Origin of the sequence: Streptomyces sp. CB02056, from assembly GCF_001905545.1 — a bacterium.
Classification (GTDB): domain Bacteria; phylum Actinomycetota; class Actinomycetes; order Streptomycetales; family Streptomycetaceae; genus Kitasatospora.
The window spans coordinates 1-17,074 of sequence record NZ_LIPD01000024.1 but is presented as its reverse complement, the minus strand read 5'-3'; the positions used below and the strand labels follow the sequence as shown (position 1 = coordinate 17,074).

The 17,074-nt window shown below is 72.8% G+C and carries 13 protein-coding genes; 6 read left to right on the top strand and 7 right to left on the bottom strand.

The window, feature by feature from the left end; all coding sequences use genetic code 11:
- Window positions 1–390 precede the first annotated feature (390 nt).
- Window positions 391–891, top strand: coding sequence for a thiol peroxidase (gene tpx / locus AMK13_RS38695; protein ID WP_049659074.1), 501 nt, complete (start codon window positions 391–393; stop codon window positions 889–891).
- A gap of 239 nt (window positions 892–1,130) precedes the next feature.
- Here tpx and AMK13_RS38690 read toward each other — a convergent pair whose 3' ends face one another.
- Complete coding sequence (locus AMK13_RS38690) at window positions 1,131–2,183, bottom strand: alpha/beta hydrolase (protein ID WP_074006257.1); 1,053 nt, start codon at window positions 2,181–2,183, stop codon at window positions 1,131–1,133.
- Window positions 2,184–2,305: 122 nt separating this feature from the next.
- Here AMK13_RS38690 and AMK13_RS38685 point away from each other — a divergent pair, with 122 nt between their 5' ends.
- Window positions 2,306–2,956: a TetR/AcrR family transcriptional regulator gene (locus AMK13_RS38685; RefSeq protein ID WP_074006330.1), complete on the top strand. Its 651-nt coding sequence runs from the start codon at window positions 2,306–2,308 to the stop codon at window positions 2,954–2,956.
- Between the two features lie 474 nt (window positions 2,957–3,430).
- Here the strand turns inward: AMK13_RS38685 and AMK13_RS38680 are convergent, their stop codons facing one another.
- The 3 genes from AMK13_RS38680 to AMK13_RS38670 form a co-directional block, all read right to left on the bottom strand.
- Window positions 3,431–3,976, bottom strand: coding sequence for an SMI1/KNR4 family protein (locus tag AMK13_RS38680; RefSeq protein ID WP_074006256.1), 546 nt, complete (start codon window positions 3,974–3,976; stop codon window positions 3,431–3,433).
- Window positions 3,977–4,302: 326 nt separating this feature from the next.
- Entirely contained in the window at window positions 4,303–4,740 is a 438-nt protein-coding gene (locus tag AMK13_RS38675; RefSeq protein WP_074006255.1) for a VOC family protein, read from the bottom strand.
- A gap of 259 nt (window positions 4,741–4,999) precedes the next feature.
- Complete coding sequence (locus tag AMK13_RS38670) at window positions 5,000–6,658, bottom strand: alpha/beta hydrolase (RefSeq protein ID WP_079272902.1); 1,659 nt, start codon at window positions 6,656–6,658, stop codon at window positions 5,000–5,002.
- Window positions 6,659–6,927: 269 nt separating this feature from the next.
- Here AMK13_RS38670 and AMK13_RS38665 point away from each other — a divergent pair, with 269 nt between their 5' ends.
- The gene (locus AMK13_RS38665) at window positions 6,928–7,329 is read left to right on the top strand and encodes an Imm7 family immunity protein (protein WP_074006254.1); all 402 of its coding nucleotides are present in this window, start codon (window positions 6,928–6,930) and stop codon (window positions 7,327–7,329) included.
- 365 nt (window positions 7,330–7,694) lie between these two features.
- Here the strand turns inward: AMK13_RS38665 and AMK13_RS38660 are convergent, their stop codons facing one another.
- The 3 genes from AMK13_RS38660 to AMK13_RS38650 are packed head-to-tail and all read right to left on the bottom strand — an operon-like array spanning window position 7,695 to window position 9,735.
- Window positions 7,695–8,450: an SDR family NAD(P)-dependent oxidoreductase gene (locus AMK13_RS38660; protein WP_049656301.1), complete on the bottom strand. Its 756-nt coding sequence runs from the start codon at window positions 8,448–8,450 to the stop codon at window positions 7,695–7,697.
- Window positions 8,447–9,433 (bottom strand): 3-oxoacyl-ACP synthase III family protein, encoded by a 987-nt coding sequence (locus tag AMK13_RS38655; RefSeq protein WP_049656304.1) that lies wholly within the window; start codon window positions 9,431–9,433, stop codon window positions 8,447–8,449. Before AMK13_RS38655 ends, AMK13_RS38660 begins: the two co-directional genes overlap by 4 nt.
- A 41-nt stretch (window positions 9,434–9,474) precedes the next feature.
- Entirely contained in the window at window positions 9,475–9,735 is a 261-nt protein-coding gene (locus tag AMK13_RS38650) for a hypothetical protein (RefSeq protein ID WP_049656300.1), read from the bottom strand.
- Window positions 9,736–11,123: 1,388 nt separating this feature from the next.
- Between AMK13_RS38650 and AMK13_RS38645 the strand changes: the two genes are divergently transcribed.
- From AMK13_RS38645 to AMK13_RS38635, 3 genes are all read left to right on the top strand, one after another.
- Complete coding sequence (locus AMK13_RS38645) at window positions 11,124–12,017, top strand: class I SAM-dependent methyltransferase (RefSeq protein WP_074006253.1); 894 nt, start codon at window positions 11,124–11,126, stop codon at window positions 12,015–12,017.
- A 44-nt stretch (window positions 12,018–12,061) separates the two neighbouring features.
- Window positions 12,062–13,936, top strand: coding sequence for a flavin-containing monooxygenase (locus tag AMK13_RS38640; RefSeq protein WP_107418978.1), 1,875 nt, complete (start codon window positions 12,062–12,064; stop codon window positions 13,934–13,936).
- Between the two features lie 1,650 nt (window positions 13,937–15,586).
- Window positions 15,587–17,062, top strand: a complete 1,476-nt coding sequence (locus AMK13_RS38635; protein WP_074006252.1) for an FAD-binding protein — start codon at window positions 15,587–15,589, stop codon at window positions 17,060–17,062.
- Window positions 17,063–17,074 lie beyond the last annotated feature (12 nt).

Sequence of the window (17,074 nt, the reverse complement as noted above, 5' to 3'; positions counted from 1 at the left end):
CTCCCCCGCGACCGCGCGGCAGGTCCCGGCCCACCCGTCGCCCCGCCCTCGTCCACCGGGAACGCCGGACCGGTCCCGGCAAGGGGGGCGGCCGGACACCACCGGCGCAGAGCGCGGCCGTACGGCGGGCGGGGACGGGCGCGGCCGTGCGGCGGGCGGGGGCGTGTGGTGGGCGGGTTGACGGTCTGTGCGGCGGGGCCCGCGGGGTGGGCCCCGTGCGGTCCGGTTCGCCGCTTCCCTGTCCGGGGCCCTGTTCCCGCTTCCCGCTGCCGTTTCCCGTTCCGGCTGGTCGGGGTGTCCGGTATTGGTGGTCGCCCCGGGCGGGGGTGGGGGCGGGCAGTAGGATCGGCGGCGTTGCATCCCGTACACACTGCTGGTAGGAGGCTTTTCATGGCTCAGGTCACGCTGAAGGGGAACCCGGTGCAGGTCGGTGGCGCGCTGCCGGCCGCCGGCAGCCAGGCGCCGTCGTTCACGCTGGTCGGCGAGGGGCTCGCGGACGTGTCGCTGAAGGACTTCGCGGGTCGGCGCAAGGTCCTGAACATCTTCCCCAGCATCGACACCCCGACCTGCGCGACCTCGGTGCGCACGTTCAACGCCAAGGCGGGTTCGCTGGAGAACACCGTGGTGCTGTGCGTGTCGGCGGACCTGCCGTTCGCGCAGGCCCGGTTCTGCGGCGCGGAGGGCCTGGAGAACGTCAAGACGCTGTCCACCCTGCGCGGGCGGGACTTCCACGACGTCTACGGTGTGGCGATCGCCGACGGTCCGCTGGCCGGGCTGACGGCGCGCGCGGTCGTCGTCCTGGACGAGAACGACACCGTCCTGCACACCGAGCTGGTCGCGGAGATCGCCGACGAGCCGAACTACGAGGCCGCGCTCGCCGCCCTCGTCTGACCGGCCGGCACCGCGCCCGCGGTGCCGACCCCTTGTGTGGTGCGGCGGCCCGCCCCCCGCGTCCCGCCCGTCCCCGCTCCAGCGGGACGGGCAGGACGGGGGGCGGGCCGCCGTCGCTTTTGCCCGTCCCGGACGCGCCGGGCGGAGGACGACCGCCGTGGCGGGCGTCCCGCGGCGGGCGTCCCGCGGCGGGCGTCTCGTGGCGGGCGTCCCGTGGCGGGGCGCCAGGGGCAGCCGGTTCAGGCGGCCAGGGTGTCCTTCAGCCAGGGGGCGATCAGGGCCATCGCCTCGCCGAAGCGGGAGACGGCGCAGTGGCCGGTGTCCGGGATCAGTTCGACGCGGGTGTCGCGGCGGCCCTCGAACACCAGGGTGTCGGCCTGGGGGACGTGAACGTCCTCGGTGCCGTTGACGACCAGCATCGGCCCGTTGGCGTCCCGGTCCAGCAGCGGGCGCAGGTCGAATCCGGCGAAGGCCACGTCGAGTTCGGCCCTGGTCGGCGCGGTGTCGAAGCCCAGGGCGTTGCCGACGATGCCGTCCATGCCGAAGGCGAAGCCGCGGCCGGGGGCGAAGGCGCGCTCGACCGGGCCGCCGAGCACCACGGAGGCGTCCACCGCCCCGGTCAGTCCGGTGCGGGCGGAGTAGTAGCCGCCCATCGAGATGCCGAAGTGGCCGACCCTCCCGTTGCCGGCCGCGCGGGCGAAGGCGACCAGTGCGGCGACCACCTCGTCCCCGCCGTGCGGGGTCATCGGCAGGTGGGCGCTCTCGCCGGTGCCGGGGAGGTCGAACAGCAGCAGCCGCGCCGGCAGGGCGAACGCGAGCTGCTCCCACATGCCGTGCAGGTCGGTCTTCCAGGAGTCCACGCCGCCGCTGGCCAGGACGAGGGGCGCGTCGGCGGGCAGGCCGGGGGCGGCCATCAGGTGGACCGGCACGGCGGCCTCGCCACCGCGGTGGGGGACGGCGAGGACGCGGCGCTCGAACTCCACCGGGAAGCCGGGGGCCGCGAGGACGTACTGCTCGACCTGGCGGGCGAGCGCGGTGCGCTTGGGCCCGTCGGCGAGGGAGGGGAACTTGGCCCAGCCGTACGCCTGCGCGGCCTCGCGGTGGCGCCCGGCGGCGGCGTGGCGGGCGGCGAGGGCGGACCACTCGTACACCCAGCCGCCGGGCCGGTCGGGCCACATCACGGTGACGGCGGCGCGGACCGCGTCCACCTCGCCGGCGGGCAGGCCGAGGGTCATCTGCGGGTAGCGCTCGACGAACAGGTCCCGCGGGTCCAGGGGCCAGGTGAAGGACATGGTGGTGCCTCCTGTCGCACTCAAGCTTCTTAAAGCCAGAACACTTGTGTTAACGACTATGCGCCCGCACCGGCGCCTAACGCAAGCGGCCCTGCGTTAGTGTGGTGGCCGAGGTGATCGACATGACCGAACACGAGCCGCACCCGGAGTCGGAGCCGCAGCCGCAGCCGGTGCGCCGCCGCCCGGGCGGGCGCGCCGCGCGTGTGCGCCAGGCCGTCCTGGACGCCGCCGCGCAGGTACTGGCCGAGGAGGGCGTCGACCGGCTCACCGTCGCCGGGGTCGCGGCCCGCGCCGGCGTCAACGAGACCACTGTGTACCGGCGTTGGGGCACCCGGGAGAAACTCGTCCTGGACGCCATGCTCACCGGCAGCAACGAGGGCGTCCCCGTCCCCGACACCGGGGCCGTCCGCACCGACCTGGCCGCCTTCGCCCGCGCCCTGGCCCGCTACCTCGCCACCCCCACCGGCCGCTCCGTCGCCCGGGCCGCCGCCCTCAGCGCCGACGACCCCGACCTCGCCGAGGCCTGGCAGACCTTCTGGCACTCCCGCCTCGACCAGGCCGGCGCCATCATCGCCCGGGCCGTGGACCGCGGGGAACTCCCCCCGGACACCGACACCGCCCTGGCACTGGAACTGCTCTGCGCCCCCCTCCAGACCCGCTGCCTGCTCGGCCACCGCCCCGACGAACCGGACCTGCCCGAACGCCTGACGGACCTGGTCCTCGACGGCCTGACGGGCGGGAACCGGGCCACCGCCCCCCGGCAGCGCCCCTGACACCGGCCGCCCCTCCCCCGGCCCCGGCCCGGCGAAGGGGGCGCCGTCGGCCCGACGGCATGCCCGCGCACGCCGGGCCTTACGACCACTCCCCCGGAACCGGACGAGCGGCCCCGGAACAAGGTCCTGGCCCACGTTCTGCGACCGGTGACGGTACGCAACGGGTCACGTGTCCCCACCGGGCCCGTAGCGGGTTCCGGGCGGCCAACAGCCGGCGGCCGCGACGCAACCACGCTCCCTGTTCAGGGAGTTGCCGTTCCCGTCGGCGCCGGAGGCGACGGTCGCCGGGGGTGGGACCGGACGTCGGGAGGCGGCGGGCGCGGTGAGCGGGATGCGGCGGCCGGCCCCGATCGTGGCCGCCCGCCGCCGAGCGGACCCGGGAAAGCCAACGGGGCCGGGAGGAAGGACCGTTGACCACCGGCAGCCCCGCTCAGGCCGCCGGCAGCCGGTGGCCGCGTGCGGACGCCGTGCGGGTCACAGCGGCCGGCGCCAGTGGCGGTAGGCGTGCGGGGTCCTGGTGAAGCCGCTGTCGCCGAAGGGGTTCGGCAGCGTGCCGTCGAGGGTTCCGGCCAGGAAGTCGCCGAAGCCCGCCGCGAAGCGGACCCAGCGTTCCTCCCGGTATGCGGGCTGGCGCTTGAAGACGACGACGTCCCAGCCGTCCGGGTCGCGGGTGTCGCAGAGCCAGAAGACCACGTCGCCATTGGCGCTGCCCGCGAAGGGCAGGAGCCTGCCCTGCTCCAGGTCCTCCGGGGCGGTGCCGGTGGGGGCGGCCGGCTCCTGCCGGGGGTCGAAGTCCAGTGCGTCGAGGAGGTCGCCGTACGGGGAGCCGTCCACCGGCGGCGTGCTGACGCCGAGGTACTCGTCCAGCTCGCCGCCGCCGTAGAGCGCGACGAAGTCGCGGTAGTCGGCGGGCAGGCGCAGGCCCGTGGTGCGGGCCAGTTCGTCCCAGTCGACGCTGTCGCCCGGGGTTCCCGGCTCCCCGATCAGGGCCGAGAGGCGGGTGACGGCCGGGTGGACCATGGCGGTGTCCCCTTTCGTGGGTGGCGGGTTCCGGTCGGTCACCGTACTGCCCGGCGTCCCGCCCGGTGAAGGTCGAGCGGGCTGTCGGACCAGCGCCCCTCCCGCCGGGCCCCGACCGCCCAGGGCAGCGGAGCGGCGGACTTCCGGGCACCCGCAGGGCGTCATACCGCGCGTCGTGAACCGCGAAGACCTGATCGCCGCCCTCGAACGACACGGGACCGACGGCGCCGGCCGTGCCGCCCGGCCGGGTGGACCGGATCGGCCGGGACGGCACCCGGGATCCCGGCTTCCGGGAACCGCGGCCGCCGGGAGGGGAATGTCCGTTGTCAGACCACGCAGAACTCGTTGCCCTCCGGATCGGCCATCACCACGTGGTCGGGCCTGCCCCGCAGCTCCTCCTCACGGACCGCCGTCGCGCCCGCGGCGGTCAGCCGCTCCACCGCCTCGACCACGCGCGGCCACCGCACCTCCCACGGCGTCTCACGGCCGCCGCCGGCCTGCACGTCCACGTGCACCCGGTTCTTCACCGCCTTCGGCTCCGGCACCTTCAGGAAGGACAGGGCGGGACCCGTCCCCTCGGGATCGCAGAGGTACGCGCCGTCGTCCCACTCCTCCCGCGGGACCTCGTGGTAGGAGAGCCACTCCTCCCAGCTCCCGAACCCCGCCGGCGCGGGCCTGTGCACGTAGCCCAGCGCCAGCGCCCAGAACCCGGCCGGCCTCGCCGGGTGCGCGCAGTCGATCGTCAGGCTCCACCCGGTCGCCATGCGGCCCTCCTCGCTCGGATGCGGCGACCGTACCGCCCGCCGCCGACACCACCGCCGACACCACGGCCACCACCGCCGGCGGGCGCCCCGCACGACGCGGACCGCGACCCGCAACGACCCGCCCGGGCCCCGGAACCGACCCGCCCTCGGCAGGGGGCGGGCCCGCGCCGCGCAAAGGAGGGGAACGGGCACCGCCCCGACCGCGACGGCGGCGGTGGCGGCTGCACGGGCCGCCGCCACCGCCGCCGTCCCCGGAGCGCTACGCGAACGGCCGGCGGTCCGGCGCGCAGACCGTCCCGGGCGCCGGCAGCCGCCCCTCCACCAGGTAGCGCTCCTGCGCCCCGGCCGCGCAGGCGCTCGGGTTGCCCAGGACGGTGTGCCCGTAGCCGTCGACGGTCAGCAGGCGGGCCCCGGCGAGGGTGTCGGCCATCGCGCGGGAGCCCTCGTAGGGCCAGGCCGGGTCACCGGTGTTCGCGACGACCAGCACGGGCGCGGCGGTGCGGCGGTCCCACGGCCCGTCGTAGCGGTCCCGGGCGGCCTGGGAGGGCCAGGACGCGCAGCGCTGGGTCTGCCACACCCAGTACGGGCCGACGGCGCCGGAGCGCGTCTCGGCGAGGGCGGCCAGGGCCGGGTAGTCGGCGCCGGCGGGCGGGTTGGCGGTGTCCGCGCACAGGGTGCCCAGGGTCTGCGCCTGCCCCGACAGCGCGCCCGGCGCCGGTGCCGGGGCGGGGGTGGGGGCCTTCGGTGCGTCGGGGGCGGTCCACAGCTGCTGCAGCCACGCGCCCAGGGCCGCCCAGCCGCTGTCGGGGACGCCCGGCAGCGGCGCGGCCGTGTACAGCATCGACGCGACGGTGGACACCGCGGAGGCGTAGGTCACCTCCCGCGCCGGCGTGCCGGGCGCGAGCGGCCCGCGCCGCAGCCGCTCCAGGAGGGCGTCGAACCTGGCGCGGGTCGCGTCCGCGTCGCCCGCCGCGAACGCGCACGCCGCGGGGCCGGCCGCGGCGCAGCGGTCGAGGAAGGCGTCCAGGGTGCGGGCGGAGGCGAGGTCGCTGCCGGTGCGCAGGAACGGGGGCAGGGCGCGCTGCCGGGGGGTGCGGCCGGTGGACCAGGCGCGCGGGTCCAGGGCGCTGTCCAGGACCATCGCGCGTACCCGGTCGGGGAAGAGGTTGGCGTAGACGGCGCCGAGCAGGGTCCCGTACGAGGTGCCCCAGTAGGTGAGGCGCCGGTCGCCGACGGCCTGGCGCAGCACGTCGAGGTCGCGGGCGGTGTCGGCGGTGGACAGGTGGGCCAGCAGGCCGGTGGTGTCGTTGTCGGCGCAGTGGCGGGCGAGGCCGGTGTAGGCGCGGGTCCAGGCCGCCTGCTGGTCGGCGGCGGTCGGGAAGCCGGCGGGCAGGCCGTCGAGGAGGGCCTGTTCGGCGGCGGGGTCGGGGAAGCAGTGGAGGGTGGTGGAGGCGCCGGTGCCGCGCGGGTCGAAGCTGACGATGTCGAAGCGTCGGCGGACCTGTTCGGGGAAGAGGCCGTAGACGGCGGGCAGGGCCGCGGTGCCGGGGATGCCCGGGCCGCCGGGGTTGAAGAACAGCGAGCCGATGCGGTGGGCCGGGTCGGTGGCGCGGTGGCGGATCAGGGCCAGGTCCAGGGGTGTTCCCCGCGGGTCGCGGTAGTCCGTCGGCACGGCGGCGGTGGCGCACTCGAAGCCCTGGGCGCAGGGCCCGTCCCAGTGCAGGCGCGGCACGGGCGCAGCGGACGCGGCGGTGTCAGCGGGCCCGGCGGTGTCGGCGGTCGCGGCGGTGTCGGCGGTCGCGGTGTGGGCCGGGGCCAGGGCCGCCAGCACGAGCACGGCGGTGGCGGCACGGAACGCGGTACGCGAAGCGGTACGGAAGGCGGTGCGGAAGGCGGTGGCGGGCCGGGGTCGGGGCACGGGCGGCTCCCTCGTCGTCGTGTGTTCCTGATCGGGCGTCACCGAGTCTTGCGTCGACCGCTGTCGGCACACCGGCAGGACGCTGTCCCGCCACCGACACACCACCGTCACCACCGGCACCACCCACGGCACGGGCGGCGGGCGGGGACGGCGGGCGGCCGCGGGTGCGGACCTGCGCTCCTCACGCGGCTGACGGCTGGACACCGCGGGCCCCCGGGTGGACGGGAATCGAGTGGGGCGCCGGTCGACCGCTCAGTAGGCTTCGGCCCATGTTCGAGTACCACGGCTGGATCAAGGTTCTGGAGAGCGCCGGCGCCGACGACGAGGAGTACGACGACGACCGTCTCCACCTGATCGTCGGGGGTATCGAGGAGCGCATCCGGGAGATCGGCAGCCCGTACCTGCTCGATCTGCGGTGGATGAACGGGGAGGTGTTCGTCCACTTCGGCGGCTTCTCGAACCACCGTGACGCGCGGATCCCGGCGTTCTTCCGCGAGGTCGGTGAACGGGCGCCGGGCTCCTACGGCCTGCTGCACGTACGCGACGACGAGGACCCCGGCCGTGAGAACGAGGTCCTCGTCCACAGGATGGCCCGCGGACGGGTGAGCGAGCACGCGGATCCGCTGCTGTCACCCTGCGTCCCCGTCCTGGAGGACCCGTTCCGGGGGTAGGACGCGACGCCGGCCGGACCCGCCGCGAGGGAAACGACGCCGCCGGCCGCGGGACGGCCAGGCGGGCGGGCGGCTTCCGGGACGGCCGACGGTACCTGATCGGGGCGGGGCGGGGCTGCCGCTGCCGCGTGCCCAGCCGGGGCCTGCCGCGACACCCCCGAGCGGGAACGCGGGTGCGCCCCCTCGGCCCCCTGTCCGGCACGGGGCCGGACAGGGGGCCGAGAGGGCGCGGCGCGAGGCGACCCGCGGACCGGGAACCGGCCTACCGGCCACCGGCCCGGAGCGGACCCGGGCGGACGGACCCGGCCGCCCCGGACGGACGGGTCCGGCGGCCCGGCCCCGGCGGACACGCCCGGGGCGGCCGGTCAGGTGATGGAGGCTCCCGAGTCGATGCTGATGACCTGGCCGGTCATGCAGTCCTGGTCGAGGAACAGCGTGATCGAGCGGGCGACCTCGCGCGGGGTGACGAACCGGGGCACCGGGACCTTCTCCCGCATGCCCGCCACCACGTGCTCGGGCAGGGTGTCCGTCATGCCGGTGATCATGAAGCCGGGTGACAGGGCGTTGACGGTCACCCCCCGGCGGCCGCACTCCGCCGCGAGCGTGCGGGTCAGCCCGATCAGGCCGGCCTTGGACGCCGAGTAGGCGGTCTGCCCGGCGGTGGCGATCAGCGCCGACGGGGAGACGATGTTCACCACCCGCCCCCAGCGGGCGCGCAGCATCGCCGGCACGCACGCCCTGGCGGTGTGGAAGGAGCCGACGAGGTTCGTGTCGATCACCTGCCGCCACTCCGCGGGGTTCTGCATCGCCATCAGCGCGTCCTTGCGGACCGCCCCGTTGTTGACGAGCACGTCCACCGGCCCCAGCGCGGCCTTGACCTGCTCGTACATCGCGGTGACCGCGTCCCAGTCGGCGACCGAGCCGCTCACCAGCACGTGGTCGTTGACCAGCTGGGCGGCGACCTTCTCCGCCCCGGCCCGGGAGCTGTTGTAGTGCACCGCGACCCGGCAGCCCGCCGCGTCCAGCGCCAGCGCCAGCTCGCTGCCCAGCCCCCCGGAGGCGCCGGTGACCAGCGCCACCGGGGAGTCGGGCCTGGCGCCGAAGGCGTCCTTGCCGCTCACCGCGCCACCCCTCCCCACGTCAGCAGGACCGAGCCCCACGTCATGCCCGCGCCGAACCCGGCCAAAAGCACCGTGTCGCCGTCCTTGACCCGACCCGAGTCCAGGGCCTCCGCCAGCGCGATCGGGATCGACGCCGACGCGGTGTTCCCGTAGCGCTCCAGGTTCGTCACCAGCCGGTCCGCGGGGATCCCCGTGTGGGAGAGCACCGAGTTGATGATCCGGATGTTCGCCTGGTGCGGGATGACGTGGTCGACGTCCTGCGGTGTGATCTTCGCCTGCTCCAGCGTCTCGCGGATCGTGCGCACCGTGTAGCGCACCGCGTTCAGGTAGATCTCGTTGCCGTTGATCTGCGCGTAGTGCAGGCCCTCGGCGACGGTCCGCTCGGTGGTGGGCATCCGCGAGCCCCCGGCCAGGACCTTCAGGCTGTTCTTGCACGAGCCGTCCGCGCCCAGGTTCCACGCCCGGATGCGGTCCACCGCGCCCGGCCGCAGGACCACCGCGCCCGCGCCGTCGCCGACCAGGATCGACAGGTCCCGGTCCCGCGGGTTCGCGGTCAGCGTGTGGGTGTCCGAGCCGATCAGCAGGATCGGGCGCGGGTCCATGCGCAGCAGACCCGCCGCGGTCACCAGCCCGTACACGAAGCCGGCGCACTCGGAGTTCACGTCGTGGGCGCTGCCCGCGATGCCCAGCTCGTCGTGGACGAACGCCGACGTCGCCGGCGAGGGCTGCTCCGGGGTCGCCGTCGCCACGATCAGGTGCGCGATGTCCGCGCCCGTCAGGCCCGCGCGTTCCAGGGCCCGGCGCCCGGCCTCCACGGCCATCGACGCCGTGGTCTGCCCCGGGCCCACCGCCCTGCGCTCACGGATCCCGCACCGCGAGACGATCCAGTGCTCGTCCACGCCGAAACGCTCCGCGAGCTCGGCACTGGTCACCACCCGTTCGGGCACCGACATGCCCCAGCCGGTGACGTCGAAACCGCTCACCACCCGACCCCTCTCCTCGTCCGCCCGCCCGCGCCGGGTTCTCAGTTGGCCTCGGCCGGCACGAGCGCCAGGATCCGCTCGTGGACCACCCGCAGCGTCGTCGTGTCGTCGATGTCCGCGAACAGCGACTCGTCCGCCGGGATGTGCGGGTACTGGTTCTGGAAGCCGTACAGCCACTCCATCAGGTCCAGCGAGTCGACGTCCGCGATGTGCTGCAGCGCGGCGTCCGCGTCGATCTCCTGCGCACCGGAGACCGCCTGGAGCTGCTGGGCCAGGTCCTCGATCGTGGGAATCTGAGACATCAGTGATCGTTCCTCTCCTCGCCCACCCCCGTTTCCCGGGTGATGGGCACGTCAACGCGTCGAATGAACATGCCGGGAACAACCGCCGCCACCCCGCCCCGCACCCGTACCCCGACCACCCCACCCACCGGCCGGCCGACAAACGCGGACGGGCGGGCAGGCGGACTGGCGGACGAACGGACACGAGCGGGCCGGCAGACGGGCAGACGGAACCGGGTGCCTCGGCGACACCCCGCACAGGGCCCGGGCGAACCCGTACAGGGCTCGGGCGAACCCGTACAGGGCCCGGGCGAACCCGTACCCGCGGACCCGCACCGCACCGCTCCGGAGCACCCTCCCGGCCACCCGCACCACCCCACCGCCACCCGCACCACCACCCGCCCCCGGCCGGCCGGCCCCCGGACACGCGCCCCCGCACCCCGCCCCCGGGAACACACCACACACGGCACCGAGGGGACGGACGAACGAGCGGACACACGGCCACAAGGAACGGACGGACGGACAACAAGCAGGCGGAACAGGCGGAACGACGGGCGGAACTGGTGGGACAGCCGGCGGGAGAACCCTCCGGAACAACACGGCACGACCCCCCGGGAACAGCGGTCGACACCACCCGGGAACCGAAGCACCCCCCGCGACAGGCCGTGGGGGCCGCGTGTCTTGCCGAAACCGCATGAAACCCGCCCCCACGCAACCGGCCCGCAACCCACCCACCCCCCGCCCCCTTGCGCACCGCTTGCGAGACACACGCTTACCTGACCCACAACACACCGCACCCGCACGCACACCACCCCGCCGTACCGGCCCGCACGGCGACCACCGCGCAACACCGGCCCGGCACCGCACCAGGCACCACCGACCACCCGGCCGGACACCGCACCCGCCCGCCCCGGACGACACCAACCACCCGGGAACGCAGCCGAGTTCAGCAAGACCACCCGGGCGTCACCCAGCCGCCCGACACGGCAGACACCGAAGAACCGCGAACGGCCGCACCGCCCGCCCCGGACGGCACCAACCACCCGGGGACGCGGCCGAGTTCAGCCGGAACCACCGCCGCACACCGGACGGCACCCAGCCGCCCTGAACGACGGCCGGCCCAGCACCACACCACGCGGCACCGAACGGCCCGACCGTTCTCCCGGACGGCACCAACCACCCGGGACAGCGGCCGAGTTCAGCAAGACCACCGTCGGACACCGGACGGCACCCAGCCGCCCACCGCAGGCACCAGGACAGCGGCCGGACCTGCCACCCCGGCCCGCACCGGGCCGACCACCACGGAAACGGCCCGACCGGGCCGCCCACCCGCCCACCCCGCACCGGCCGACCCACCGCCGTCCGACAACCCCACACACCCACAACCGTCAACCGAGGGGCCCCATCCCATGACCACCGTCGAAGCCCGCACCATCAACCCCGACGTCGAGGCCATCCGCCACCACTACGAGGTCCCCAACGAGCTCTACCGGCTCATCCTCGGCCCCACCATGATGTACTCCGGCGGCTACTGGGAGGACGGCGAGGACCTCGTCGCCGTCCTCGACGAGGCCCAGGAACGCAAACTCGACGCCTTCACCGACCTCGCCCGCGCCGCCCACACCGACACCGTCCTGGACATCGGCTGCGGCTGGGGCACCATGCTCAACCGCCTCACCACCGTCCACGGCGTCAAGAAGGCCGTCGGCGTCACCCTCTCCCGCACCCAGGCCGACTTCGTCGACGCCCTGAACAACCCCGCCATCGAAGCCCGCGTCGAAAGCTGGGAAGACCACCGCCTCGCCGACGGCCAGGCCCCCTACGACGCCGCGTTCTGCATCAACGCCCTCGAACACTTCGTCCTGTCCTCCCTCACCCCCAAAGAGCGCACCCAGCGCTACCGCGTCTTCTTCAAGCAGGTCCACTCCCTCCTCAAGCCCGGCGCCCGCTTCGTCCTGCACACCATGACCGTCGAGAACCCCCCACTGCGCCGCCAGCTCCTCGACGACCTCAAATTCCTCCAGCGCGAAGAGTTCGAAGGCTGCCACATCCCCCGCCTGCCCGAACTCGCCGCCGGCCTCGACGGCCTCTTCGAGGTCACCGAGATCCGCAACGAACCCGAGTCCTTCGCCCGCGCCTGCCGCGCCTGGCTCCAACTCCTCGCCGCCCGCCGCGACGAAGCCGTCACCATGACCGACGAGACCACCGTCGCCCGCTTCGAGCGCTACCTCGACATCTTCGCCTACACCCTCGAAGACCACATCTTCAACAACTTCCGCGTCACCCTCACCCGCCGCGCCTGACCCCCGGGCCCACCCAGGACACCCGAGACAAGGACACCGACGCCATGACCACCACCCCCGCCCCCAACCGCACCACCAACACCACCACCACCGGCACCGGCACACCCACCGACGCCAGCACCGGCACAGCCCCGGCGGCGGGGGTGGCCCCCACCCCCACCACCAACACCACGGGCACCAACACCGCCAACACCGGCACGGCCGGCACCGGTACGGGCACGGCCACCGGTACGGCCACCGGCACGGGAACCAGCACGGGCACGACCGGCGGCACGTCCGCCTCCGGCACGGCCGCCACCACGACCGCACCCCGCACCCCGCCCCGCACCACCGGCACGGGCACCCGTACGGCCACCGCCGCGGCCATCACCGTCGCCGCCACCGCCACCACCGCCGGCACCGAGCACGCCACCGCCCCCCACCCCACCGGCGACCTCGCCGTCCGCCACCTCAAAGTCGCCGTCATCGGCGCCGGCATCTCCGGCCTCGGCACCGCCATCGGCCTCCTCAAAGCCGGCATCGACGACTTCCTCGTCTTCGAACGCGCCACCGACCTCGGCGGCACCTGGCGCGACAACACCTACCCCGGCTGCGCCTGCGACGTCCAGGCCCACCTCTACTCCTACTCCTTCGCCCGCAACCCCGACTGGAAATCCACCTTCGCCACCCAGGCCGAAGTCCACGCCTACCTCAAGGACTGCGCCACCCGACACGGCGTCGACCCCCACCTGCGCTACGACCACGAACTCCTCGACGCCACCTGGAACGACACCCACCACCACTGGGACATCCGCACCAAACACGGCCGCTACACCGCCCAAGCCCTCATCACCGGCACCGGCTACCTCTCCGACCCCGCCATCCCCAACATCCCCGGCCTCGACACCTTCACCGGAACCGTCTTCCACTCCTCACGCTGGAACCACGACCACGACCTGACCGGCCGCAACGTCGCCGTCATCGGCACCGGCGCCTCCGCCATCCAGTTCGTCCCCGCCATCCAACCCGACGTCAACCGCCTCGACCTCTACCAGCGCACACCCCCCTGGGTCGCCGCCAAACCCGACAAACCCAACACCCCCCGCCACACCTGGATGCTCCGCCACCTCCCCGGCTACCAGCGCTTCCGCCGCACCTTCAACAAACACGGCCGCGAAATCGTCGCGTTCTTCATGTCCCGCCCCTCCCGCACCACCGGCATGAAGAACATGGCCGCCGGCCACCTCAAAAAATCCGTCACCGACCCCGCCCTGCGCAAGCGCCTCACCCCCGACTACACCGTCGGCTGCAAACGCCTCCTCTTCTCCAACACCTGGTACCCCGCCATCCAACAACCCAACGTCGACATCGTCTCCGACACCATCACCCGCATCGGCCCCACCCACATCACCACCACCGACGGCACCACCCGCCACATCGACACCATCATCCTCGCCACCGGCTTCACCGCCACCGACCGCCCCGTCGCCCACCTCATCCACGGCCGAAACGGCCACACCCTCGCCGACACCTGGAACCGCGACGGCATGACCGCCCACCGCGGCACCACCATCCACGGCTTCCCCAACCTCTTCATGCTCCTCGGCCCCAACACCACCCTCGGCCACTCCTCCCAAACCGTCATGATCGAAGCCCAGATCACCTACATCCTCGCCGCCCTCAAAACCCTCCACACCCACCACCTCACCACCCTCGACGTCCACCCCCACGCCCAGACCACCTACAACAACACCCTCCAAAACCGCCTCAAAAACACCGTCTGGAACACCGGCGGCTGCACCAGCTGGTACACCGACACCAAAGGCAACAACCCCTCCATCTGGCCCACCTACACCTGGCGCTTCCGCCACCAAACCCGCACCTTCGACCTCACCAACTACCAAACCACCACCCACACCAACCACACCCCCAACCCCTAACCCACCCCCACACCCACGCACGGCACCCACCGCCGCCACGGCCGCACGCACGCCAACGGCCACCCGCGCCCACACCCGCACGCACGCGCCCACGGCCTCAACAAGGACGAGGACACACCAACAAGGCCAACAGGCACCGGGACACGGACAAGGCCAACGGACAACGGGGCAAGGACACGCGGACAGGGACAACCGGCACCGGGAACAAGAACAACGGGCAAGGGACAACGAGCAAGGGGACAACGGACAGGCCGGCCCACACCACGGACCGGCCACCCACCCCACAGCAACAACACACAGCCCACGGCGCGGGCACCGGGCACCGGGCACCAGGCAGCGGCAAAAGCCAGCACGGCCAGGACCAACGAAGCCAAATGCGGTGAGACCCGAAGACCGGCAGGAACACCCAACACCGCCGGCACGGCAAGACCGAGAAGGCCGATGCGCTCGGAACGACGGGACCGGCAGGAACCACCGGCGACACCCGCAAAACCAGGACACCAGAACCAGTACCGACAGCAGGAACAGCCGGCAAGGACCAGAACGCTGGAAGCGGTCGGCACGGGCCAGCAGGAACGGCCCAGCAGGAGAGCCGGTACAGCCACTACGGCCGGACCAACAAGACCGGCCGGCGCGACCAGCTGAAGCAGAACAGCAAGAGAACCAGCCCCGCACCACCACAACCAGTACCACCAGCGAACAGGCAGCGCCGGAACGACCGGGCCAGCAGAGCCACCCGGGCAGCCGCCAGGACCGGGCCGGTGAGGCCGACAGGGCCGGCAGGGCCGGCAGCACCAGCAGGAGCCAGCACGGACGGACGTACTCGCACCACGGCACGACCGAGAAGGGCCGGTCCACCTGGGCGACGGGACCGGCAGGAACCACCGGCGATACCCGCAAAACCAGAGCACCAGGACCAGTACCGACAGCAGGAACAGTCGGCAAGGACCAGAGCGCTGGAAGCGGTCGGCACGGGCCAGCAGGAACGGCCCGCAAGGCCACGACGATCAGATCAACAGGGCACCGGCCGGCAGAACCCGAAGACCAGCACGGCCCGAACCGACGAAGCCCGTGCACTGGCAACAACGACGCCAGTAGAAGCAGTCGACAGGAACAACCGGTACGACCACTGCGGTGAAACCGGCAGAAGCGGCCAGTACGACCGGCTGGAGCAGGACAGCAAGAGCGAAACGGCAGAGCCAGCGGGGCCGGCAGCCCCAGCAGGAACCAGTACGGACGGACGCCGTCGCAGTACAGCAACACCGGAGAAACCGACAGGGGGCCGGACAGGACCGGCAGGCAGGCAAGACCGAGGTCCCATACCAGCATCAACAAGCCCGAAACGAACGGGACTTCACTTCGCCGACCGGCCCCATGGCCCGGTCGGTCACCCCTCTCCCGCACCACCCCGGACCAACAGGGCCGCCGCGACCCGCCCGCCCAAGGACACCACCCAGCGCACCCGGACACCGCCACCCGGCCGCCCGGCCAGGACGCCACCACCACCGGCCCGGACACCGCCCACAACCACCCCGGCGCTAAAGAGACTTAACACCCTCCAGGGCGCCGGCCCCGCGAACACCGCACCAACCAGGCCCGCCCACCACCCCCCACCACCAACCACCCACACCACCAAGGAGACCACCCCGCATGACCCACCCCGACCTCACCCGACGCACCCTCCTCACCGCGGCAGCCGCCACCATCATCGGCTTCAACACCACCACCCGCACCTGGGCCACCACCAACACCCCCACACCCACCGGCCACATCGCCCCCCTACCACCCCTCCAAGGCACCCTCACCACCAACCCCACCACCACCACCGCCCACTCCCACGACTTCGGCCGCCTCACCACCACCACCCCCTACGCCGTCCTCAACCCCGCCGGCCCCCACGACATCGCCAACATCATCAACTACGCCCGCCACAACGGCCTCAAAGTCGCCATGAACGGCCAAAGCGGCACCGGCAACGACCTCGAATCACACTCCAACTACGGCCAAGCCGGCGCCGCCGGCGGCATCAGCATCAACGCCCGCGCCCTCAACCGCATCCACACCATCACCCCCACCAACGCCACCGTCGACGCCGGCGTCACCTGGGCCCAACTCACCGACGCCGCCCTCGCCCAAAACCTCACACCCCCCTGCCTCACCGACTACCTCCACCTCTCCATCGGCGGCACCATCAGCATCGGCGGCATCGGCTCCACCGTCCACAAACACGGCCTCCAAGCCGACACCGTCGAATCCATCGAAATCGTCACCGGCACCGGCCGCATCCTCACCGCCACCCCCACCCGCAACCCCGACCTCTTCCACACCGCCCTCGCCGGCGCCGGCCAAGTCGGCATCATCACCCGCGCCACCGTCAAACTCATCCCCGCCCCCACACGCGCCCTCGTCCTCACCCTCACCTACAACGACCAACACACCTTCCTCACCGACCAACAAACCATCCTCAACGACGGCCGCTTCCCCTCCCAAGTCGGCGAAATCCTCATCCAACCCAACGGACAACCCCCCCGCTACAAAATCGAAGCCGTCGCCCACTACAACACCACACCCCCCAACCCCCAAACCCTCCTCACCGGACTCAACCCCACCACCACCGAAACCAACGACACCACCTACCGCGACTACACCTACCGCGCCGACACCTTCGCCGACACCATCAAAAACCTCGGCTACTGGAACGCCCCCAAACCCTGGCTCTCCCTCTTCCTCCCCGCCACCACCACCCCCACCTTCCTCAACCAAGCCCTCCCCCACATCACCCCCGACGACATCGGCGCCGGCCTCCTCCTCTGCTACCCCTTCCACACCAACAAACTCACCCACCCCCTCGCCATCACCCCAAACGAACCCACCACCTACCTCTTCGACTTCCTCGCCTTCCCCCACCCCAACACCAACCCCCAACCCGCCCTCACCCGCAACCGCACCCTCTACAACACCGCCACCCAACTCGGCGCCAAACGCTACCTCGTCGGCGCCATCCCCAACATGACCCAAACCGACTGGCAAAACCACTACGGCCCCCACTGGACCACCCTCACCAACGCCAAAAACACCTACGACCCCACCCACACCCTCACCCCCGGCCAAAACATCTTCCCCTAACACACAAAAAAC